The 23,503-nt window shown below is 58.4% G+C and carries 15 protein-coding genes; 5 read left to right on the top strand and 10 right to left on the bottom strand.

The features are described 5' to 3' along the window. Positions 1-2: 2 nt before the first annotated feature. Positions 3-1,322: a Tol-Pal system beta propeller repeat protein TolB gene (gene tolB, locus ACFO6X_RS12580; RefSeq protein ID WP_382433563.1), complete on the bottom strand. Its 1,320-nt coding sequence runs from the start codon at positions 1,320-1,322 to the stop codon at positions 3-5. 114 nt (positions 1,323-1,436) lie between these two features. On the opposite strand from tolB, the gene msbA reads away from it, so the two are divergent. Together msbA and sbcB are read left to right on the top strand one after the other, a co-directional pair. Next, the gene (gene msbA / locus ACFO6X_RS12575; protein ID WP_382433561.1) at positions 1,437-3,254 is read left to right on the top strand and encodes a lipid A export permease/ATP-binding protein MsbA; all 1,818 of its coding nucleotides are present in this window, start codon (positions 1,437-1,439) and stop codon (positions 3,252-3,254) included. Positions 3,255-3,319: 65 nt separating this feature from the next. Then, positions 3,320-4,762 carry an exodeoxyribonuclease I gene (gene sbcB / locus ACFO6X_RS12570; RefSeq protein WP_382433559.1) on the top strand — a complete coding sequence of 481 codons (1,443 nt, stop codon included), beginning with the start codon at positions 3,320-3,322 and terminating at the stop codon, positions 4,760-4,762. Between the two features lie 49 nt (positions 4,763-4,811). Here sbcB and ACFO6X_RS12565 read toward each other — a convergent pair whose 3' ends face one another. Continuing rightward, positions 4,812-10,919, bottom strand: coding sequence for a DUF4347 domain-containing protein (locus ACFO6X_RS12565; protein ID WP_382433557.1), 6,108 nt, complete (start codon positions 10,917-10,919; stop codon positions 4,812-4,814). Between the two features lie 157 nt (positions 10,920-11,076). Here ACFO6X_RS12565 and ACFO6X_RS12560 point away from each other — a divergent pair, with 157 nt between their 5' ends. After that, the gene (locus tag ACFO6X_RS12560; RefSeq protein ID WP_382433555.1) at positions 11,077-12,051 is read left to right on the top strand and encodes a LysR family transcriptional regulator; all 975 of its coding nucleotides are present in this window, start codon (positions 11,077-11,079) and stop codon (positions 12,049-12,051) included. Between the two features lie 25 nt (positions 12,052-12,076). Here ACFO6X_RS12560 and ACFO6X_RS12555 read toward each other — a convergent pair whose 3' ends face one another. The 4 genes from ACFO6X_RS12555 to ACFO6X_RS12540 all read right to left on the bottom strand — a co-directional run bounded on the left by ACFO6X_RS12555 (position 12,077) and on the right by ACFO6X_RS12540 (position 16,939). Beyond that, positions 12,077-13,069: a Bug family tripartite tricarboxylate transporter substrate binding protein gene (locus tag ACFO6X_RS12555; protein WP_382433553.1), complete on the bottom strand. Its 993-nt coding sequence runs from the start codon at positions 13,067-13,069 to the stop codon at positions 12,077-12,079. A 187-nt stretch (positions 13,070-13,256) separates the two neighbouring features. Continuing rightward, a complete protein-coding gene (gene mmsB, locus ACFO6X_RS12550; protein WP_382433551.1) occupies positions 13,257-14,150 on the bottom strand; it encodes a 3-hydroxyisobutyrate dehydrogenase in 894 nt (297 codons plus the stop codon). 39 nt (positions 14,151-14,189) lie between these two features. Next, complete coding sequence (locus ACFO6X_RS12545) at positions 14,190-15,356, bottom strand: acyl-CoA dehydrogenase family protein (protein ID WP_382433549.1); 1,167 nt, start codon at positions 15,354-15,356, stop codon at positions 14,190-14,192. Between the two features lie 83 nt (positions 15,357-15,439). Next, positions 15,440-16,939, bottom strand: coding sequence for a CoA-acylating methylmalonate-semialdehyde dehydrogenase (locus ACFO6X_RS12540; RefSeq protein WP_382433547.1), 1,500 nt, complete (start codon positions 16,937-16,939; stop codon positions 15,440-15,442). A 132-nt stretch (positions 16,940-17,071) separates the two neighbouring features. On the opposite strand from ACFO6X_RS12540, the gene ACFO6X_RS12535 reads away from it, so the two are divergent. Then, positions 17,072-17,962, top strand: coding sequence for a LysR family transcriptional regulator (locus tag ACFO6X_RS12535; RefSeq protein WP_382433545.1), 891 nt, complete (start codon positions 17,072-17,074; stop codon positions 17,960-17,962). A gap of 23 nt (positions 17,963-17,985) precedes the next feature. Here ACFO6X_RS12535 and ACFO6X_RS12530 read toward each other — a convergent pair whose 3' ends face one another. From ACFO6X_RS12530 to ACFO6X_RS12515, 4 genes are read right to left on the bottom strand one after another with little or no spacing between them, the layout of a single operon-like run. Further along, complete coding sequence (locus ACFO6X_RS12530; RefSeq protein WP_382433543.1) at positions 17,986-19,551, bottom strand: DHA2 family efflux MFS transporter permease subunit; 1,566 nt, start codon at positions 19,549-19,551, stop codon at positions 17,986-17,988. Positions 19,552-19,566: 15 nt separating this feature from the next. Further along, positions 19,567-20,802: an HlyD family efflux transporter periplasmic adaptor subunit gene (locus ACFO6X_RS12525; RefSeq protein WP_382433541.1), complete on the bottom strand. Its 1,236-nt coding sequence runs from the start codon at positions 20,800-20,802 to the stop codon at positions 19,567-19,569. 48 nt (positions 20,803-20,850) lie between these two features. Then, positions 20,851-22,257: an efflux transporter outer membrane subunit gene (locus tag ACFO6X_RS12520; protein WP_382433747.1), complete on the bottom strand. Its 1,407-nt coding sequence runs from the start codon at positions 22,255-22,257 to the stop codon at positions 20,851-20,853. A 56-nt stretch (positions 22,258-22,313) separates the two neighbouring features. Next, positions 22,314-22,823, bottom strand: a complete 510-nt coding sequence (locus ACFO6X_RS12515) for a MarR family winged helix-turn-helix transcriptional regulator (RefSeq protein ID WP_382433539.1) — start codon at positions 22,821-22,823, stop codon at positions 22,314-22,316. Positions 22,824-22,998: 175 nt separating this feature from the next. Between ACFO6X_RS12515 and ACFO6X_RS12510 the strand changes: the two genes are divergently transcribed. Then, positions 22,999-23,503: nuclease/transposase family protein (locus tag ACFO6X_RS12510; protein ID WP_460536911.1), on the top strand; the 505-nt coding region annotated here is incomplete at its 3' end.

Here is a 23,503-nt window from a genome sequence, read left to right as displayed (position 1 = left end):
AATCACTGCTTTTGGAATGGCCCCCAGTCAGGCTCGCGAATATCGCCGCCCTGACCGGCCAAACGGGCTTTGATTTTCCCATCGAGGGTCGTCGTCATCAGGGCTTCGCGGCCTTGCTGCTGGGTCGCATAAACAATCAAGCGGCTGTTGGGGGCAAAACTGGGGTTTTCATCGGCACTGGTATCGGTGATGGCTGTGGCATTGCCGCTAGAAAGCTCCATCACATGCAGTTTGAACGCTCCGCCCACACGCGAGATATAGGCCAGCCAACGGCCATCGGGGCTGACGCTGGGCGAAATGTTGTAGCTGCCCGTGAAGGTGACACGGTCAGCACTGCCCCCAGAGGCGGCTACACGGTAGATCTGTGGTGCGCCCCCCCGGTCACTGACAAAATAAATGCTGCGGCCATCGGAAGAGTAGACCGGCTCGGTATCAATGCCAGCACTTTGCATCAGACGGCGCGGCTCGCCGCCGTTGGCATCAATGGCATAAAGCTGCGAATTGCCATCGCGGCTCAGGGTAACGGCCAAAGTGCGGCCATCAGGAGACCAAGCCGGAGCACTATTAGACCCTCTGAAATTGGCAATCAGGCGCCTGCGGCCAGTTGCAATGTCGTGCACATAAACCACTGGCTTGCGCGACTCAAACGACACATACGCCAGTTGCATTCCCGAAGGCGACCAAGCCGGAGAAATAATAGGCTCTGGGCTCGACAGTGCGGCTTGGGCGTTTTCTCCGTCTGCATCGGCCACCCAAAGGCTGTAGCGTGGCCCCGCCTTGGTCACATAGGCCAGACGGGTAGAAAAAATGCCCGGCTGGCCGGTGAGTTTTTCATAGATAAAGTCGGCCACCCGATGGGCTGCCAACCGCAGATCTGCCGTGACTACGGCATAACTTTGGCCGCCCATATCCTGACCGCGCACTACGTCCCATAGACGAAACCGCACTTCAAAACGGCCATCGGCCAACCGAGTGATGCTGCCAGCGGCCAGTGCCTCGGCAGATTTTTGCCGCCACTGGCCCAAATCAGGGCGCATGCTCTCATCCATGGAGGTGCCACTGGCATCCACACCACGGAACTGGCCGCTGCGTTCGAGGTCGGCCTGCACGATGGCGGCAATTTTTTGTGGCGATTGGTTTTCGCCACGGAAAGGGGCAATAGCCACCGGCAATTGGGTCAGACCCACGCCAGAGACTTCGACCCGGAACTGGGCCAGCGCCGGCAGGGCCGAAGAAGCCAGCGCAGCAGTCAGGGCATGGCGACGGGACAGGCGCGGCAGAGCCGCAACAGAGGAGGTGGGGAAGATCGGGTGGTGGGTCATAAGCGGACAGGAGTCGGGCAATGGCCGAACAGAAGCGGCGATGTTACCAAGGCGCAAAAACCATGTGTGCAAGCACCAAGGCAAGGACAGTGGCAACCGTAGAATCCGCGCCACATGCAAACCACTGATCACTCTACAACGCCAGTCGGCTCTGAGCCCTCCTCTGACGTCGCCCATGCGCGCCTGAGCACCCGTTTGGCACGACTGGCCGTGTATTTTGGCGGTCAACGACTCGCCTGGGGCTTGGCCATCATCGGCACGTTGGCCGGTGCCTTGACCGAACCCCTTTTGGCCGCCTTGCTCAAACCACTGTTAGACCAAGGTTTTACCCAAGGCACGCTGGCGTTGTGGAAAGTGCCTGTAGCCATCATGGGGCTGTTTTTGGTGCGCGGACTGGCGCTGTTTGCCGCGCAGTATGCGCTGGCCCGCATTGCCAATGAGGGCATGTTGGCCCTGCGCCGCACCCTATTTGACCGCTTGCTGGCCGCCGAAATGGGTTTATTCTCCCGGCAATCGGCCAGCAGCCTGGCCAATACCATTGTGTATGAAGTGCAAACTGGCTCCACACTGCTGGTGCAGGCGGCACTGGGCATCTCGCGCGATGGCTTTACCCTGTTGGCGCTGTTGGCTTATTTGCTCTACCTGAACTGGCAACTGACCCTGATTGTGGCCGTGGTGGCCCCCGGCGTGGCCTGGGTCATGAAAACCCTTTCGCGCCGCCTGTACCGGCTGACCAAAAGCAGCCAACAAGCCACCGACGCCTTGGCCTATGTGGTCGAAGAGAATGTGCTGGCACATCGCATGGTACGCCTGCATGGCGCCCAAGCCAGCCAAGCGCAACGCTTTGCTGCACTGGGGCAAGAGCTGCGCCAACTGGCCATCAAATCCACCATTTCTGCCTCGGCCATGACGCCGCTGACACAACTGATGGCGGCTGCAGCCTTGTCCACCGTGATTTGCACGGCGCTATGGCAAAGCCGCACGTTGGGGCTGGCACAAAACGATTTAACCGTGGGTGGTTTTATCTCGTTCATCACGGCCATGCTGATGCTGATCACACCGCTGCGCCGTCTGGCCGATGTGAGCAGCCCCATCACCCGTGGGCTGGCTGCCCTAGAGCGTGGGCTGGCCTTGTTGGGGGAGGCTCCTGCAGAAAAGGGTGGCAGCTACGCCCCCACCCATGCACTGGGCACGTTGGAATTGCGGGCAGTGGGTGTACGTTTTGGCACCGATCAAGCACCGGCGCTGGCCGAGGTCAATCTGGTGATCAAGCCCGGTGAGGTGGTGGCGCTGGTTGGGCCATCTGGTGCTGGCAAAAGTACCTTGGTGCATTTGCTGCCGCGCTTTCTGACTCCCACCACCGGCGACATTTTGTTGGATGGACACACACTGGCAGACTGGCAACTCCAGGCGCTGCGCGCTCAGTTTGCACTGGTAAGCCAAGATGTGGTGATGTTCAATGACACCATTGCCGCCAATGTGGCCTTGGGCACTGTGGTAGATGAGGCGCGTGTGCAGGCTTGTCTGGAGGCCGCCAACTTGGCGGCCCATGTGGCCGCCCTACCCCAAGGAATGCACACACCCGTAGGCCACAATGCCACCCAGCTCTCGGGTGGACAACGCCAGCGGTTGGCCATTGCCCGTGCCTTGTACAAAAATGCACCGATCCTGATTCTGGATGAGGCCACGTCGGCACTAGACACCGAATCGGAGCGGCTGGTACAGGAAGCCCTGCAACGCCTGATGCAAGGCCGCACTACGCTGGTGATTGCGCACCGGCTCTCCACCATTGAACACGCTGACCGTGTCGTGGTGATGGAGCACGGAAGCATTGTGGAGCAAGGCACCCATGCCGAACTGCTGGCCCGCGGGGGGCTGTATGCCCGGCTGCAAAGCCGCTCCACCGGCGACATTGTCCACATCCACAGCTAAAGCTGTAGCGGCCTGTTTCCGTTAAAGTTTCTTACCCTCCTTCCTTGCCTTTGGGGCACTGCGCCATGTCCAACCACACTTTTCTTTGGCACGATTACGAAACCTTTGGCGCAGACCCCCGGCGTGATCGGCCCGCGCAGTTTGCCGCCATCCGCACCGATGCCCAGTTGAATGAGATCGATGCGCCACTGATGCTGTACTGTCAGCCGTCCAACGACTACCTGCCCGATCCGCAATCGTGCCTCATCACCGGTATCACGCCACAACAGGCGGGGCAGTGGGGCGTGCCCGAGCGCGAGTTTGCCGCACGTATTGAGGCAGAAATGGCCCGCCCCGGCACCGTGGGCGTGGGCTACAACACCATCCGTTTTGACGACGAGTTCACGCGCTTTCTGTTCTGGCGCAACCTGATTGACCCTTATGCCCGTGAATGGCAAAACCAATGTGGCCGCTGGGACTTGCTGGACGTGGTGCGCATGGCCTATGCACTGCGCCCAGAAGGTATCGTCTGGCCCACCAAGGCCGATGGCAGCCCCAGCTTCAAGCTTGAAGACTTGAGCCGGGCCAATGGTCTGGCCCATGCACAGGCACACGATGCTTTGTCGGATGTACGTGCCACCATTGCACTGGCCCGGTTGGTGCGCCAGCACAACCCACGTTTGTTCGATTTTTGCTTTGCATTGCACAAAAAAGACCGCGTGGCAGCAGAGCTGCATTGGCCGGTGACGACACAAACGGCACGGCCTTTTTTGCATGTGTCGGGCATGTTTCCGGCAGAACAAGGCTGCTTGGCCGTAGTTTGGCCTTTAGCCCAGCACCCCACCAACAAAAATGAAGTCATCGTCTGGGACTTGGCCCACAACCCCAGCGAACTGGCCAACATAGATGCAGAAACCCTGCGCCTGCGCCTGTTTACCCGCAGTGCCGATTTGCCCGAGGGCGTCTGCCGCCTGCCCATCAAGACTATCCATTTGAACAAGTCACCCATGGTGGTGAGCAACTTAAAAACCCTCACTCCCGCACTGGCCCAACGTTGGGGCATCGACATCGACCAAGCCCTACAACACGCCGCCGTGGCCCGTGATCTGCCCGACATGAGCGCGATCTGGCCCACAGTGTTTGCCCGTGCGCCAGAACCTGCGCTGGATGTAGAGCAAGCCTTGTATGCTGGTTTTGTAGGCCCTAACGACCGCTACCGCCTGAACGATTTGCGCCGGGCCCACGGTGATGCGCTGGCACGGGTACACGGCCACTTTGATGACCCCCGGCTGGATGAAATCCTGTTCCGCTACCGGGCGCGGAATTTTTATGAATCGCTAGACGATATGGAACAAGAACGCTGGCTGGCCCACCGCAGTGCCTGCCTGCTCGATGGGCAGGGCGGCGCACGTACCCTAGAACAGTTGCACCAAGAAATCGACCAACTGTCTGAAACTGCGGACGAACGGGCCGAAGCCATTTTGGGGGCACTCTACGACTGGGCTGACACATTGGCCGAGGGGTTGTAACCACCACGCCAGATGCTTTGGTGCAACATCTGGAGCAGCAAAGGGCGGTTTACCAAAGCCAATTCTGGTTCCAAGCCAGCCCACCCTCCGTGGCCTGTCCCACCAACAACAGATGGTCGGCCAGTTCCACATACAGTGGGCTGGTCGATTGGGCCGGATCTTCTGGCATCTGGTACACCACACCGCCCACTTGCAGCATTTCTATCGCCCGCAACACATCCACCGCACCACTGGCTTTGTGCCGCATCAGTGCATCATGCCCACCCCCGGTGTTGGCATGGGGTATCGGGGCGATTTCATAATCGAGCAAGGCACCCCAATACACCGCCATATCTGTCCCTTCGCCACCATCGAGCGTATCGCTACCATGACCGCTCACCAACACATCGTGACCGCCCCCACCCAACAGGGTGTTGTTGCCCGCTTCTACCGACCAACCCGTCTCGCTCAGATGCTGGTCAATCAGCGAAAGATAGCCCTGGGCATCACGCAAACCGTGGCTGTGTTGCGGATGTTGGGCCAAGGCCAGCCAGATAGCAGACCAGCTCCCACCGGCGTTCAGATAGTCCACGCCCAGGGCGGTCAGTTCTGTAGTCGCTTGGCCCGCGCCCCACACCTGCTCCAAAACGGCAGCCACCTGCACCTGCATAGACGAGGCCGCCAGCGCAGCATGGGTTTGTAACCAGTAAGCATGGGCCATAGCCCCCAGGTCAGTGCTGTTGTAATCGCCTCCCGCCAAAGCCCCCATAGCGGTTAAGGTAGGGAGTTGCCCCACCAGTGCATGCACCAGCAGGGCAGCGTCTTGGGCCACGGGGTAGTCGTCATAGATCCAGGCAAAGCGCGGATCGGTGATCAAACCACTGCCATGATCATTGCTCCAAGCATCTGTCACGCTGCCCCCAGTGCTATTGGCCAGTGGGCTGTGTTGGGGCGTGAAGGCCACATGCAGCCATCCTGCTGGGGTCAGCGCAAAACGCCAGTGTCCTGCATCACTGGCCCCGCCTTGAAGCAGGTCGTTGCCCAGACCGCCTTGCAAGGTATCGTTGCCGATACCGCCCACCACCCAGTCGTTGCCCCCATCCCCAAAGAGCTGGTCGTCACCGCCTTGGGAGCCAATGGTGTCGTCACCATCGCCGCCACGCAGCACATCATCATCCGCACCGAGCACCAGAAATTGGGCACTACCATCGCCAATCACATAGTTGCGCCCAGTGCCACCAAAGGCGTGGGTGGGGCCAATGACGATGGCAAACTCGACCAAGCTCAAATCCAGCATGGTGCCGGGGGGCAACTGGCGACAATCAATCACCAGTGCCTCGCCGCGCTGCGGGTTGTGGCTGTCGTCTTCACCAGTGCCCGTGGTGCCACGAATGAGGATGGCCTCGGCAGGTGCCGTGGTGCTGGTAGTGCCCAGGGTGATGGTACGCACCGTGATTTGATCTGGGTCGGCAACACCGGGAACATACTGGTCAATGCCTTGGGCCAACACATCTTGAAAGTCAGCCGGCAGATCGATACGGGGCTGACTGGCCTGAATGAGCTTTTCGCGCAGAGTCAAACGGCTGGCGTCGATGCTTTCGGAGGTCAGGCCCACACCGACGGGCAAGCTCACCTGCAACAAAGGTTGTCCAGTGCTGTCTTTCGCCAAGGGGATATCGGCCAGTGCGCCGTGGGGGGTGTTGGCATCTTCGGGGCGGGAGTTGCTGACAGGGGAAATGGTTTGGGTAGTGGTGGTGAGGATTTGGCCGCTGCTGTCGGTCTGGGTCGTGATTTGTGTGTGAACGGTGGTGCCGTCCACCGTCTCGATATTGGGTGCAGGTGCAGGTGCAGGTGCAGGTGCAGGTGCAGGAGTGGGTGTGGGTACAGGAACTGGAGCTGGAGCTGGGGTGGGTGCAGGATCGGGAGTTGGTGCTGGTGCTGGTGCTGGTGCGGGCGCACTAGCGGTAGTGAAGTTGTAAGTATTGGTGTCGTTAACCCCAACCGCTGCATTACCCGCAGTATCTTGCAGGGCACCAGCATCCCAATTCACGTAATAAGCTACACCATAACCCAATGGGGTGTTGGGTTGGATAATCATCTCACCACTGCCATTGATATGTACCGTGGCCGCAATGAGAGTGTGGTTCACGATATCCTTCAAATAGACTTTGCTGGTATCTGAGCTGGAATGCAAGGCTTCTGTGAAACGCAGCGTAATATCGCTACCAATACCTGCACTGGCTGCATTGTCCGCAGGGGTACTACCTGCCGCATGAAGACTGGGCGCTACGGTATCCAATACATAGGCTTGGCTACTCTCAGTACCCGTATTACCTGCTGTATCGGCCACGCGTATCTTCAGGGTGTTACTGGCAATCAGTGTCTGCCCCGCCAGCGTCCAACTGCTAGAGCCAATGGTATTGGTAGCTGTAGTCCAAGTGGCACCATTATCTAGAGAAACCTGCACGATTTCTCCGGTCACAGTGGCTGTATTCAGCGTGCCGCTAACGGTCTGTTCATCGGTATAGGTAATAAAGTCGATACTGCTGGCTCCGGTATCGGCCAAGAGAGTTTTGGTAGCAATCGTGGTGGTTGGAACCGCCTGATCCAAAACATAGGGCCGTGCCAAGGCCGTACCAGTTCCAGAAGCATTGGAAACCCGTGCTTGCAGGGTGTTGCTGGCCGCGAGGGTCTGCGCCCCTAAACTCCAGTTGTTTTGGCCGATGGTGTTGGTGGCCACCAACCAAGTGACACCATTGTCCAAAGAGACCTCCACCGTCTCACCGGCTACGGTGATAGCACTCAGGGTACCGGTGATGGTTTGGGCGGCGGTGTTGGTCACCAAATCAGTGCCACTGACTCCTGTGTCCGCAGAGAAGACCACCGTGCTCACTGTGGTGCTGGGGCCCAGACTAATGTTCAGGGTTTCTGTTTGGCTGTCAGTTTGTGTGCCGCCTGCACCGCTATGGCCGCCATCGTCGCTGGCAATGTTGAGTGTGACGGTGCCAGTGGCCCCCACAGCACTGGTGTAGCTGACACCGCTGCCTGCCATAAAGGCATTCAAGCTGCTTTGGGCACCGCTCAGGGTCATGGCGTTGGTGCCACTGCCAGTGACCGTTACCCCCCCGCCGGTGGTGGCGCTAAAGCTCCCTGCGGCTGCCGACAGCGAGAGGGTGATCAGGCTGGCGCTGGCATCCGGGTCGGCCACGCTGATGCCCGTAAGGACGGTGGCGCTGGCCTGGAGAATGTTTTGTGAAGCCGGTGCGGTAATGACCGGTTTTTCGTTCAGGTTGCTCACATTGACAGTGAGCTCTTGTTCCGTGGTATGGGCGGCAGCATCCGCAGCAATCACGGTCAGGCTGTAGCTGCTCTTGGTTTCGTAATTGGCTGACGTGTTCAACGTCAGTGCGCCGGTGCTGCTGTGGATCGTGAATGCGCTGGCATCGGCTCCAGCCAATGAATAGCTCACTGTGCCACTTTCCGGATCACTGGCCACTGCGTTGTAAATGACCGTGCTGGTGGCGGCATTCTCTGCCACGGTGCCAGTGGCACCGCTGGCAAAGTGTGGTGCTTCATCAACATCAGTGACCTGAATAGTGACCGATTGGGTGGCCGCCGCATTGGTGGCATCCTTGGCATTGACAACCACGCTGTAGCTGGGCTTGGCCTCAAAGTCGGCTGCACTGATCAGGCGCACAGCGCCAGCGGCATCAATAGTGAACAAGGCAGCATCGGTGCCCGTGAGCGAGTAGGTGAGCGCATCACCATCGGGATCACTGGCGGTAGCGGCATACACCACCGTGCTGGTGGCAGCATTTTCAGCCACACTGCCGCTGGTACCACTGGTGACAATTGGTGCAGCATTGGCTACCGCAATATTCAAGGTTTCGGTCTTACTGTCGGTCTGTGTACCACCAACGCCCGTATTGCCGCCATCATTAGAGCCAATGCTCAATGTCACAGTACCAGTGGCACCAACAGCCGTGGTGTATTGCACCTTGCTGGCCGCCATGAAGGCGTTGATATTGGTTTGTGTGCCGTTCAGTGTGATGGCGCTGGTGCCGTTGCCCAGCACGGTCACACCGCCACTGCCCATGCTGGTGAATGTGCCCGCCGGTACCGACAGCGACATGGTGATCATATTGGCACCAGCATCCGGGTCTGCCACGCTGATCCCCGTGAGAGCCGTTGCCACGCCCTGATTGACACTTTGCGAGGCCGGGGCCGTCAGCACTGGCTTTTCGTTGATGTTGGTCACATTGATGGTGACTGCTTTCGGCGTGGTGGTCACACCATCCTGTGCCAACACACTAATGCTGTAGCTACTTTTGGCTTCGTAGTTGGCCGAGGCGTTGAGCGTTACTGCGCCAGTGCTGCCATTGATACTGAACAAGGCAGCATCGGTACCCAAAAGGGTATAGGTGATGGTGTCCCCATCCGGATCGGTAGCGACGGCTGTGTACACCACCGTAGTGGTGGCGGCATTTTCGGCAACACTGCCCGTACTACCGCTGGAATACACCGGGGCATCATTTAAATCATTGACATGGATAGTCACTGGTTTAGTGGAACTGGCGATGCCATCGCTGGCCACGATATCAATGCTGTAGCTGCTCTTGGCTTCGTAATTGGCCGATGCCAGCAGACGCAACACACCCGTGGTGCTGCCGATAGAGAACAAACTGGCATCTGTGCCAGACAGCGAATAGGTGATGGCGTTACTTTCTGCGTCAAAGGCAGTGGCGGTATACACCACCGTGCTGATATCGGCATTTTCATCCACCGCGCCAACGGCATCAGAAGTAATGGTCGGTGCAGTATTGAATGCAGAGAGCGCAATCTTGCTGATGGTGCTGTTATCCAACGTCACATACAGTGTATTAGACCCCGCTCCAGCCCACATCACCTCGGTAATGGATGCCCCAGAAAAGGTGTGCTCAATATTGGCCGGGGCGGCCACGCCACCAGAAAGACCAAATTTATACAACGTCCCTTCATCACCCACATAAAAATGAACCCCATCGCTGGTAATGTTTTGTGGATAAGACAAGCCAGTGATAAAGTCACTCGGGCTGCTAAGAGACACTTGCCCATTTGACGCTGAGAATTTAATAACTTTTTTACTATCTGCACTGGTTGCATACAGATTGTTATTGGCATCAATGTAGATTTGCTGCGCTCCTGGAACCACGGCAAATTCCAATGCGTTGACTGGCGTAAAAGGGCCACCCACGTTGGGCATCTTATAAACCTTGCCGTCACCAGAATCTGCAATATACAAATACCCATCTGATGCTACCAAAAGATCAGCAATCAGATTAAAACCAGTGGCAACATCCACCCCATCCGAATTGCCAGGCACACCGCCACTGGCCGGGTATTTAATGACAGAATGATTTCTATTTCCCGTCCCAGCATATAAATTGCCCAAAGAATCAATCGCTACGGATACGATATTTACTACAGAGACACTAAAAAACCCTGCCCCGGCAGCACCACCAGAAATAGCACCGCCCACAGAATTTATTTTATATATTTGATTATTGTCGTAAGAAACCACATACAAATTATTCTGACTATCCGTGGTTAAATCCACAGGAGAATTCAATCCTGTAGCAAAGTTATTACTCACGGTGACGGCCAGTGCATTCATATAGTCAGGCAATACCAATCCAGCGGCGCTCACCTCACCAACACGTGTTTCCAACACCCAGTCGCCTCCCTGTGCGGCATGGCCTGTGAGGTTGGTGGATGCGGCTATGTCGGCTTGGGTCATGCGGTGCAGCTGAGCTAGCAAAGAGGCGCCTGCCTCTGCGGCCCCCACATCGCAACCGTACAGCAGCCAGTCGCCCTCTGCGCTCAAGGCACGGCCAATCATGGCTAGCTCTGCTGCATACCCCTGTAGGTTGTGCGTCCCCAAAGTGGTATAGCCCAGTTGCACTTGACCAGCACTGCCATGACTCAACAAATGAATAGCATCGACACTGCCTTGTGGCAACCCGGCTAAATACTCCGCCATCTGCTGCAACCCGTCTTTTTGGCTGTCAAGCACCACAACATGGGCTTCTGATGCCAGTGATGGCACCAGTTTTTGCCAATCGGTAAGGTTGTCTTCAATAAAGACAATGTTTTGGCGGATGGTGGGTCTATCAAAAATGGGAGAAATCAGCGCGGTCATAAGGCAAGTTCCCAAAGGGCAATGGGGTAATGAGATTACGGTCTGCGCCATCTTTGAGATGCCCCTACTTGCTCTATCAGCTATGCGTTAGAGGCACAAGACTGGGAGCTATTTCAGAGTAACTGTGCAAAATCCAGCACTACACTGCACCAGCACCATGAATCTCAAACGCATCGAATACCTATTGCAAGTGGCCGAGTTAGGCAGCTTTTCGCGGGCAGCGGCTGTATTGGGTATTACCCAGCCATCCCTAGGGCGGCAGGTGCAAAAACTAGAAGAAGAATGTGCAGTGCGGTTGCTGTACCGCCACGGGCGCGGGGTGGCCCTGACCCCCGACGGAGAGAAATTCATTGCCCGCGTACAGCCACTGCTCAGCCAGTTGCGCCAAGTGGCCGCAGACATGCGTGCCAGCCGTGAACAGGTGGCAGGCGAAGTCGCGGTGGGTATGCCCCCCACCACAGTGAGTTTTCTAGGGCAAGCGTTGTTTCACATGGTGCGCCAGCAATTTCCGGGCATACGCCTCAATGTGGTGGAGGGCTACAGCGGCCATATCCATGAATGGCTGCAAGATGCTCGGCTTGACTTGGCAGTGCTGCACCACGCACGCCGCTCTCACCATATACGGCTGGAACCGTTGGCCGATATCCGGCTGGCACTGATCTGCGCCCCCCATGCAGCACCGTGTGAACACCAAGCACACACAGAAATCGACTTTGAACAATTGGCCCGTGTCCCGTTGCTGCTGTCTAGTCGCCAACATGGATTGCGTCGGACACTGGAGCAAACCGCACAACAACAGGGTTTTCGGTTAAATGTGGCGTATGAAGTAGACAGCCTGCGCATTACCAAAGACATCATTGCTGCGGGTTTGGCGCATACCGTGCTCGGGCCATCGGCCGTCAGAGAAGAGCTACAAACTGAACGCCTCGTGGCGTTTCCACTGCGCAATCCAGAAATCCATACCCGTCTGATGCTGGCCTCTGCCAGCCAACGCCCCTATACCGAAGCAACGCGCCAAGTGGCCCACTGCATCAAAACCATCATAGAGAGACTGATGGAGCACGATTGTGGCGAAATCGGGCTGCAGCGCGCATCGCCTTTTTCCTTGCACGAGCTGCCCGACAACCCTTGACTCCATCGGCCACCCCAGCAAGGATTTACCCCTCTATCACGGCCCCAGAAGCCTGGACAGTCTCCCGCCATGCAAGAATCTCTTGTAGCACGAACTGGGAAAATTCATGGCTGCTCATGGGCACAAAGTGCATGCCTTCCGCGTGCATACGTGCTTGTACCACCGGCAATTGCAAAATGCGCTGCACTTGCGCATGGATCTTCTGCACCACCGCCGCAGACATGCCAGCAGGCCCAAAAAGACCCGCCCAGTTCTCCAGCGCCTTGCCCATCCAAGGGGACTTTGCCAGCGATGGCAACCCTCTGACCAACGGCGGTGGGGTGGTGCTCAGTGCCCCTAGTACGGCCAAGGCCCGTAACCGCCCCGACTGCAAATGTGGCATCACGGTTTGCAGGGTGGCAAACATCATGGATGTTTGTCCGCCAATCAGATCTATCAGGGCCGGACTGTTACCTTTGTAAGGCACATGGATGAGATTGAGCCTATTTTTATGCCTGAACAGTTCTCCCGCCAAATGGCTGGTTGTTCCCGGCCCCGCGGAAGCAAAACTGAAATTGTTGTGTGTCCGTGCCAATCCAATCAGTTCCTGTACGGTTCTGGCGGGTGAGGCGGCTGGCACCACCAGCACACCTTCGGCCTGAACCACCAAACTGATCGCAGAAAAATCCGTCACAGGGTGGTATGGCAGACGGGCAAACAATGATGCGTTGATAGCATGGGTGCCGACCGTGCCCATCAAGAGGGTTTGGTGATCGCCCACGGCCTGTGCCACGGCCCCAGCGCCCACCACACCACCATTGCCTGGACGATTATGGACGGTGACAGGCTGGCCCCACGCAACCTCCATGTGCTCGGCCAAGAGGCGGGCATAAACGTCGGCATACCCCCCTGGCGGAAAAGGCACCACGATCTTGACGGGTTTGGTGGGCCAGTCTTCAGCATGGGCGACACACAACTCCCAGCCGCCCCACCCTGCCAGCAACTGTTTCAGTATTTTCCGTCGTGGAATAGTGAGCATGGCAAGGGATAGGAAAAGCACTCGAACACCAAGAGCAGACCCATTCAGGTTGTGTCTTTTTGTGACATCTTTGCTTATCGATCGGTGCGAATGGATAGATTTTTACGAATAGTAAGGTGTGTTGAAGTAAAAAAAAAGCCGACCTTTAAGGTCGGCTTGGATGCAGCCAGGGGTCTATCTGTGCAGATCAGCGTTTACCCACCATCTGAATGATGCTGGAGAAATCTAGCCCACCCTGCCCAGCAATGCTGTGCATGGCGTAGAGATTGCGGGCCAATCCACCCAAGGGCGTGGACGCCTTCACGGCAGTGGCATTTTCTTGCGATAGGCCCAAATCTTTCAGCATCAAATCGGTGCCAAAACCACCGGCATAGCCTTTGCTGGCAGGGGCATTCTCATGCACGCCGGGGCAGGGGTTGTATTTTTCTAAAGCCCAGTTGCCGCCCGAGCTGCGGCGCATGATCTCGCTCAGTACCTTGGGGTCTAGGCCATTGGCTACGCCCAAAGCAATGGCCTCGGAAGTGCCAATCATCAAAATACCCAGCAGCATGTTGTTGCAGATTTTGGCGGTTTGGCCTGCCCCCACAGCACCTGCATGGAAAATATTCGCCCCCATCTTTTCCAACAAGGGCCGGGCACGCTCCAGCACAGCAGCCTCGCCACCCACCATAAAGGTGAGGGTGCCCGCAATGGCACCACCCGTACCGCCAGACACCGGGGCATCGATAAATTGCACGCCTTGGGCTTGTGCGGCTTCGGCCACTTTGCGCGCACTGGCCGCAGCAATGGTGGAGCAATCAATCACCAAAGCGCCCGCAGGCAACAGGGGCAAGATACCAGCTTGCGTGCCTGTGCCCAAGAACAGCCCTTCGACATGGGCGCTGGCGGGCAACATGCTGATCACCACTTCGGCGCCCTGCACCGCAGCGGCGGTATCGGCAGCAATGGTGATGCCTTCGGCAGCCAGCTTGTCACAAGCGGCGGTGGACAGGTCAAATGCTTTGACGGTATGGCCGGCTTTGTGCAGGTTCAGGGCCATAGGGCCGCCCATATTGCCCAAACCGATAAATGCGATATTCATGAAGATGTCTCCAGTGTGTTTTATGGGGGTGAGGTGATGTCAGCGGATAGCGTCGGGGGCATCGGCATCCAACATGCGGCGGCCAATAATGACGCGCATGATTTCGTTGGTGCCTTCCAAAATTTGGTGTACGCGGGCATCACGCAGCAGACGCTCTAGCGGATATTCGCGGATATAGCCATAGCCACCATGCAGTTGCAGTGCCTCGTTGCAAACGGTAAAACCGGCATCCGTGGCAAAACGCTTGGCCATCGCGCAATAGGTGCTGGCATCGGGAGCCGCAGCATCGAGTTTGCTGGCGGCCAGCCGCACCATTTGCCGGGCGGCTACCAGCTCGGTCGCCATATCGGCCAGCTTGAATTGCAGGGCTTGGAAGCTGGCCAGCGGTTTGCCAAACTGTTTGCGCTCCTGCATATAGGCCTGTGCCTGCGTCAATGCGCCTTGGGCCGCGCCCACGGAGCAGGTGGCAATGTTGATGCGGCCACCGTCCAAGCCTTTCATGGCAATTTTGAAGCCCTCGCCCTCTTGGCCGAGCAGGTGGTCGTGGGGGATGCAAACGTTATCAAAGCTGATGGTGCGCGTGGGTTGGCTGTTCCAGCCCATTTTTTCTTCTTTTTTGCCGTAGCTGATGCCGGGGGTATCGGCTGGCACGGCAAAGGCAGAAATGCCTTTAGCGCCGTCTTCGGTGCTGCCGGTGCGGGCCATCAGCACCAACATATCGGTGCTGCCAGCACCCGAGATAAAGGCTTTGGCACCGTTAATCACATAACCAGCATCGGTGCGTTGGGCGCGGGTCTTGATGGAACCGGCATCAGAACCGGCACCGGGTTCGGTCAGGCAGTAGCTGGCTAACTTTTGGCCGGTGGTCAGTGCCTCGCCCCAAGTGGTGCGCACGGCATCGGTGGCCCAAGTGCCCAACATCCAAGTTGCCATGTTGTGGATGGTGATAAAGGCGGTGGTAGAGGGGTCTACCGCGGCCAGTTCTTCAAACACCATCGTGGCATCGAGCCGGGGCAAAGCCAGACCACCCGCATTCTCGGGGGCATAGAGGCCGCAGAAACCCAACTCGCCCGCCTTGGCGATGGCCTCACGCGGGAAAATGCCCTCGGCATCCCAATGGGCGGCATGGGGGGCCAATTCGGCTTGGGCAAAATCGCGTGCGGTTTGCGCGAAAGCCCGTTGATCTTCGGTCAGCTCAAAATCCATAGACAACAGTCTCCAGCAGGGTTCTGCAAGGCTGTGGGCCGGGGCAGCGCCAGTGCCACCCCGGCCCACAGCCTCGTGGCTTATTACTTCAGGCTGATGGTGGTGTTAACACCTTGACCCGCCGTGCTGTCGTCAAACCAGCGGGCCGTGACGGTCTTGGTCTGGGTGTAGAACAGGATGACTTGCTTGCCATAGGGGCCCAAATCGCCCAACTTAGAAGCGCGCGAGCCCGTGAACGAGAACAGCGGCACCGGCACAGGCACGGGCACGTTGATGCCCACTTGGCCCACATCGATTTCTTCTTGGAACTTGCGCGCCGCTGCACCCGACTGGGTAAAGATGGCTGTGCCGTTGCCATTGGGGTTGGCGTTGATGAATTCGATGGCTTCGTCCAAGTCTTTGGCAGCCACCAAGCTGAGCACGGGGCCAAAAATCTCTTGGTCGTAAATTGCCATGCCGGGCTGCACGCCCGAGAAAATGGTCGGGCCGACAAAGTTGCCATCTTCATAACCGGGCACTGTGGGCTTGCGGCCATCGAGTTCGAGCGTTGCGCCATCGGCCACGCCGCGCTCAATCAGGCCTTCAATGCGGGTCAATGCACCACGCGAAATGACTGGGCCTACATCGGTGCCTTTTTCCGTGCCCGCACTGACCTTGAGGGTTTGCGCCTTGGCGACCAAGTCGGGCACCCATTGTTGGGCCTCGCCCACCATAATCACCACTGGCAGGGCCATGCAGCGTTGACCAGCGGCACCAAACGATGCCCCGGCAATGGCGTTCAGGGTTTGTTCTTTGTTGGCATCGGGCAGCACGATGGCGTGGTTCTTGGCACCCATCATGCACTGGGCACGCTTGCCTGCCAGCGTGGCGCGGTTATAGACGTGGGTGCCCACTTTGGTGGAGCCCACAAACGACACCGCCTTGATGTCTTTGTGGTCGCAAATGGCATTCACGGCATCTTCGCCACCGTGAATCACGTTGAGCACACCGGCAGGAATACCGGCTTCCAGCGCCAGCTCGACCAAGCGCATGGTCACCAGTGGGTCTTGCTCGGAGGGCTTGAGCACGAAGGTGTTGCCAGTGGCAATCGCCATCGGGAACATCCACAGCGGAATCATGGCTGGGAAGTTGAAGGGGGTGATGCCAGCGCACACGCCCAGCGGTTGCAAGAGGGTGTAGGTATCCACACCACTGGCCACGTTATTGGCCAGCTCACCCAATTGCAAGTTGCCAATGCTGGCGGCGTGCTCTACCACTTCGAGGCCACGGAACACATCGCCTTCGGCATCGGGCAGGGTTTTGCCTTGTTCTGCCGTCAGCAGGGCGGCCAGTTCACCCATGTTTTCGCGGATGAGCTGTTGCAGCTTGAGGAAGATACGGGCGCGGGTGCCGATGGGGGTCTTCTTCCAAGTTTTGAAGGCTTCTTTGGCAGCAGCGACGGCAGCGTCAATTTCTGCGGGCGTGGCAAAGGGCACGCGGGCAAGCACTTGTTGGGTAGCGGGATTGACGACATCGCGCCATTGGGTGGTCTGGGATTCGACGAATTGGCCGTTGATCAGCAGTTTGACGGAAGGTGCAGTCATCAGTGTTGTCTCCTGGAAATGGGGCTATATGCCCGAGCCACTGCATCCTATCTGTGCGGTTTTATTCAAACAATAGGCAATTTTGCGCAATTGATCTGCAAAAATGCACATCCCTTGCCTGCCTGTAACACGATGGACTGGAATCACCTGCGCTACTTTTTGCAATTGGCCCGTGCGGGCACCCTGGTCAGTGCGGCGCGGCATTTGGGTGTAGACCACACCACTGTGGCGCGACACATTCAGGCACTAGAAAAGCAAATGGGGGCCGCCCTGTTTGCCCGCGAGGCCGGGGGCCACCGACTCACCGAACTGGGGCGCCAATTGCTACCTGCGGTAGAGGCGATGGAGTCTGCGGTCATGGGGGTGGAGCGTGTTGTGCCTGCGGCGGGCAGCGGCCCGGCGGGGTTGGTGCGTGTGGGCGCCACTGAGGGGTTTGGCACCTTGATTCTGGCGCCACAACTGGCCCGGTTAACACAACGCCATCCACAACTGTCCATCGATTTGTTGGCCCTGCCACGCATGGTGCATCTGTCGCGGCGCGAGGCAGATATTGTGATCTCGCTGGAGCGCCCTCGGCGCGGGCCGGTCATTGTGAGCAAACTGGCCGACTATGTGCTGCATCTGTATGGTCAACGTGAATATCTGGCCCGCCGCCCCTTGGTGACACAGCGTGAAGATTTGCGCCACCACGCTTTTGTCAGCTATGTGGATGACCTGCTTTTTACCAAAGAACTGCAGTTTTTGGATGCCCTACACCAGCCTGAACGCTTTGCCTTTCGCAGCACCAGCATCACCGCACAACACGAGGCTGTGCGCGCTGGGGCAGGGCTGGCAGTGCTACCGGCCTTTCTGGCCGACCGCGACCCACTCCTGATGCGCGTACTGCCCGAAGAAGCCCGCTTTACCCGCACCTTTTGGATGAGTATGCCCGCCGAGTCCAAGCATTTGGCCCGAATGCAGGCCGTGTGGGGCTTTCTGCGTGAAATTGCCAAGGAGCGCCAGCACTGGCTGCTACCCCCATAACGGTGTATGGTGCCGCTATGCGCTCAATGGGCACCGCTGGCATCCGCAGCCCCAGCAGCGCCCATGCGTGGTGGGCGCTGCGTCAACCACACTAGGCTGATCAGTACCAAAAACATCCCAGCCGAGCCGAGAAAAACGTCATTGGCCGCACGGGTGTAGGCTTGCTGGTCGATCAGGCGATTGATCTGCGCCAATGCCTGTGTGTTGCTCAGGCCCGAGGCCATTAAGGCATCGAGCGTACTGGCAAACACCCCTTGGCCTTGCACCAGCCCTTCCGTCAGGTGGGCATGGTGCATGGCGGCACGGTTGTCCCACAAGGTGGTGGCAATCGAGGTGCCCATGGCTCCCGCCGTGATGCGCACAAAATTGCTCAGGCCCGCTGCGGCGGGAATACGGTCTGGGGTCAATCCAGCCAACGTCAATGTGGTCAATGGAATGAAAAAGAAGGCCATTGCACCACCCTGGATCAATGTGGGGATCAGGATATGGCGCATATCGGTCTCTACCGTGAATTGCGAACGCATCCACAGCACCAATGCAAACACCATAAAAGCAGCCGTTGCCATGCGGCGGGGATCCCACACGGCCACTTTGCGCCCAGACAGTGGCGTCAGCAAGATGGCAAACACCCCCACAGGTGCCAATGCCATCCCGGCTGAAGTGGCGGTATAGCCCATCCACTGCTGTAACCACAGCGGCAACAACACCACATTGCCAAAAAACAGCGCATAAGCCACCGACAATGCCAACGCACCAAAGGCGAAGTTGCGCCGGGCAAACAGCCGCAAATCCACTACTGGGTGTGCATCGGTCAACTCCCAGACGATGAACACCGCAAAAGCGACCACTGCCACCACAGCCATGAGGACAATCTCACCAGAGGCAAACCAATCCAACTCCTTGCCCTTGTCCAGCATCAGTTGCAAAGCACCCACCCACAGCACCAACAACGACAGGCCCACGGTATCGATGGGGAGCTTGCGACGGGGGGTTTCACGATGGCGATAAATGCCCCAAGTGATAACTGCTGCCAGCAAGCCGATGGGCACATTGATATAAAAAATCCACGGCCAAGAAACGTTATCCGTAATCCAGCCCCCCAGCAGTGGCCCCACTACCGGAGCCACCAGCGTAGTCACCCCCCACAGCGCCAGCGCCGTGCCAGCCTTGGCACGCGGATAGCTGGACAGCAACAGCGTTTGCGACAGTGGAATCATGGGCCCAGCCACCAGCCCCTGCAACACCCGAAACAGCACCAACATTTCCAGCGACGAGGCAAAGCCGCACAGCCAGGAAGTCAGTACAAACAGCAATACGCTCCAAGTGAACAAACGCACTGCCCCAAAACGCTGTGTCAACCAGCCCGTGAGCGGCACGGAAATGGCGTTGGCTACGCCAAAACTGGTGATCACCCAGGTGCCCTGGCTAGGACTGACACCCAAATCACCGGCAATGGCCGGAATTGACACATTGGCGATGGAAGAGTCCAGCACGTTCATGAACGTTGCCAACGACAGTGCCAAGGTACCCAACAGCAGGGTGCTGCCCTGCAAAGGAACTTGGGCTGGGGGGGGTGCAGTCACACTCATCGCAATGGCCTACATTTATTGCACCGCACGGGCGGGGCTGGCGTTCGGCATCGGCGGATGGCCCAAGTGGGTGGCAATGATGGCTTGCACCTGAGCATCAGCGGTGTGTTGGGGGGTGTCAAACACTGGGGTGCTCTGGGCTGGTGCGGTGCGCGGCGTATCGGCCAACGATTTGCCCTCTTGCTGGCGCACGTCTACCACCGCCTCCATCGACAGCCCCACGCGCAACGGATGGGCTGCCACCTCTTTGGCATCCAGCGCAATACGCACAGGCACCCGTTGCACCACCTTGATCCAGTTGCCCGTGGCATTTTGTGCAGGCAGCAAAGCAAAAGCGGCCCCCGTTCCAGCGCCCAGCCCAGCCACCGTGCCGTGGTACACCACTTTGGTGCCATACACATCGGCAGTCAACTCGGCAGGCTGGCCCATGCGCAGGCTCTGCAACTGGCTTTCCTTGAAGTTGGCATCAACCCAGAGCTTGTCCAGCGCCACCACGGTCATTAAGGGGGCACCGGCAGCCACGCGTTGACCCAGTTGCACCGCGCGTTTGGCGATATGCCCATCTACCGGGGCGCGCAACTGTGTGCGCTCCAACGCCAGATGGGCCTCACGGACGCGGGCTACTGCCTGCTGCACACTGGGGTGCGCTTGTGGTGTGGTGCCATCGGTCTGTGTCTGGCTGGCCAGCAATTGCTCTTTGGCCGTCAGCAAGGCCGATTGGGCTGCCGCCACTGCACTTTGGGCCGATGTCCACTGGGCCTTGGCATGCTGGAGTTCTTCTTGTGCTACTGCGCCGGTAGCGAGCAGGGGCGCTCGGCGATTGACATCGTCTTGCAGCCGGGCAGCCTCGGCTTGGGCGCGGGCCAAATCGGCCTCACGCAGGCGAATCTGTGCTTTGAGTGCGCCATGACTGGCGAACAGCGTGCGCACTTCACGCACCGTCTGGGCCAATTGTGCCTGTGCCTGCTCTAGTGCAATGCGGGCATCTGCCGCATCCAGCTGCACCAGCACTTGCCCGGCGCGGACAAACTCGGTGTCTTCCACACCAATGGACACCACTGTGCCAGCCGCCTGCGGCGTGATCTGCACCACATGGCCTGCCACATAGGCATTGTCAGTGCTTTGGAAGTGCCCGGCGTGCCACCATTGCCAGCTCGCCCAGCCCGCACCTCCCACCAACGTGGCAGCAGCAATCAGGGCCAAACCACGACGGCGTGCGGTTTTCATCTCGGTAGAGGTCAGGGTGCTCATGGGCGTAGAACTTTCAGATACGAAGAGGAGACCAAAGATGCGCAGCCGTCAGCGGACTGCTGTGGTCAAGGTAGCGGTATCGTCGTGCCAGCCACCACCCAAGGCCTGCATCAGCACCACCTGGGTGTCCAGTTGCCGTGCGCGCACGTCTAGCGCCAGACGCCGCTGCACCAGCAGTGGGCTTTGGCTGTGCAAGAGGGCCAAGGCATTGGACAAACCGGCACGGTGGCGCTGTTCTGCCAAACGGTAGCTGGCCTCGGCCTCGGCACTGGCTTGGGCTTGCAGGGTGTGCTGACGAGCCAACGATTGCACTGACGCCACAGCATCGCCCGCCTGTTTCACGGTCTCCAAGACAGCGCCGTTGTACTGTGCAATGGCACTGTCTAGCTCCGCCTGACGGCTGCCCAGTTGGGCACGCAGGCGCTCTCCATCAAACAGCGGCAGCCGCAAAGCGGGTGTCACCCCGATCTGGCGTGCCCCAGCCGATAACAGATGACCCACGCCCAAGGCATTCAGCCCCACAAAGGCACCCAAATGGATATCAGGATAAAAATCGGCGCGTGCCCTTGTGACGCCTTGCAGGGCCGCTTCAACGCGCCAGCGAGCCGCCACCACATCGGCACGGCGACCCAACAAATCCGCCCCCAAAATAGCGGGCACAGGCTCCAGCACCAATTGCTCAAGACTGGGGGTGAGCGTGGATTGGGCATCGGGGGCTTGGGCACACAACACCGCAATCTGACGCCGCGCCAAAGTGATCTGCTCTTGCAATGCCTCTTGTTGCGTTTGCGCTTCGGTCAGGGCGGCCTGTGCTTGCGTGACCTCCAGTTGGCTATCGAGCCCCGCAGCCACCCGTTGCTGGGTCAAATGCAGCAAGCTCTGGCGTTGCGCCAGGGTTTGCTCCGCCACCGTTTGCTGGGCCAACCACCGGGCCAAGGCAATATAACTGCGCCCCAACTGGGCAGCCAGTGCCTGAGCAGCCACTGCGGCATCGGCCTGGGCCGCCCGTGCCTGCCCCAAGGCCGCAGCCAGCTCAGTGGCATTGCGGTCGAAAAAGTCGGGTGACCAGCCCAAGTTGGCTTGCAGGTTGGCACTGTTCCAAGTGTTTCCGGCGATGGGTGCGGGCACCAAACCGTGGGCACTGTAGCGTTGGCGGGTGGCATCAACGCCTAGGCTGGCATGCAGGCCATCTGCGCTACGGCTGCTATCGGCCAGCGCCTGCGCGCGGGCCAGCCGGGCGCGGGCTGCTGCCAGACTGGGATGCCCTTGCAGGGCCAGTGCCATCAGGTGGTTCAGTTGCCCATCGCCTAGCCCCCGCCACCACTGTGCAGAAACCTCCGCCGTTTGCGCAACACCCAGACCCAACATGGCGGCCGTGGTGGTGGCCAAAGGCAGGTGTTCAGGGCCGGGGGTAGAGCAACCGGCAGTCGCACATGCCACCAACACCCAAACCATTCGTGCAGGGCGGGGAAAAAAACCAGAAATTGGCATAAAGCACTAGCAAGAATGGTTTAGAGGTCTGGAGTCTCAGCCCCAGAGGGTTGGCACCAGCGGCTACCATTGAGCAACATGCGTTGCAACAGATGCTGCAATTGCTCCCACTCCTCTAGGCTGAAGTCGCACAGATGACCGTTGAGCACCTCGGCCAGCACAGCGGGCACCTGTTCTGCCACTTTGCGCCCCGCTTCCGTCAACACCACATGCACGACGCGGCGATCTTGGCTACAACGCTGGCGCTGTACCAATCCCTTGGCTTCTAGCCGATCGAGTGCACGGGTGATAGCGCCCGGATCAATCTCAATCTGGCGCGACAAAGCGGCCACCGTGCTGCGCCCAGATTGGAGCAATAGAAAAAGCGGCACCCACTGCACTGCAGTAACTCCATGCACAGCCAGCCGTGCATCGGCTTGCACACGAATGGATTCCACCACCTTGCGCATCCAATAGCCCACGCTCTGACCTGGCTCATAGTGCTCTGGTGAATAAAAGTTGCCTGGGGTGGGTGGGGGAATCATGGACATGCCTGCATTTTATTGACTAGGCAATTATTGTTTAGTCAATAAAATTGAGTTGACTAAATTTGTCGGAAATCGTGGTTTTCACCCGGTGCGCGGGAAGCCCCGGAGTTCAGTCCGGGGTTGAGAGCGCGCACGCCGTAGGCGTGCTAATAGGGATTAGCAATCCATAATCTACATCATGGACTGCACCAAAACCCTGCGTCTGCGCATCAAAGACAAGCACGCCAAAGTGCTCGCGTTGATGGCGCGTGAGGTCAATCAGGTCTGGAATTTTTGCAACGAAACCAGCCACCGCGCCATCCGCGAGCGCCACCAGTTTCTGACTGGTTACGACCTGCAAAAGCTGACCAATGGGTTCAGCAAGTGCGACTGTGTGCAGATTGGTTCGCCCACCGTGCAACAGGTGTGTGAGGACTACGCCAAAGTACGCAAGCAATTCAAAAAAGCCAAACTGCGCTGGCGCGTCTCCAACCCCCAGAGCAGCAAATACAGTCTGGGCTGGATTCCGTTCAAAGCGCGTGCTGTGCAATACAAGGCAGGGCAAATCGCTTTTGCGGGTCAGAAATTGAGCCTCTGGGACAGCTACGGTCTGGCGGACTACGAGTTGCGCGCTGGCAGCTTCAGCCAAGATACACGCGGGCGCTGGTACTTGAATGTGGTGGTGAAGGTGCAAGTCCAAGCCA

Origin of the sequence: Giesbergeria sinuosa (genome assembly GCF_042652905.1) — a bacterium.
Classification (GTDB): Bacteria; Pseudomonadota; Gammaproteobacteria; order Burkholderiales; family Burkholderiaceae_C; genus Simplicispira; species Simplicispira sinuosa.
Note: the sequence above shows the minus strand (reverse complement) of the source record. Positions and strands in the feature narration are given on the sequence as shown.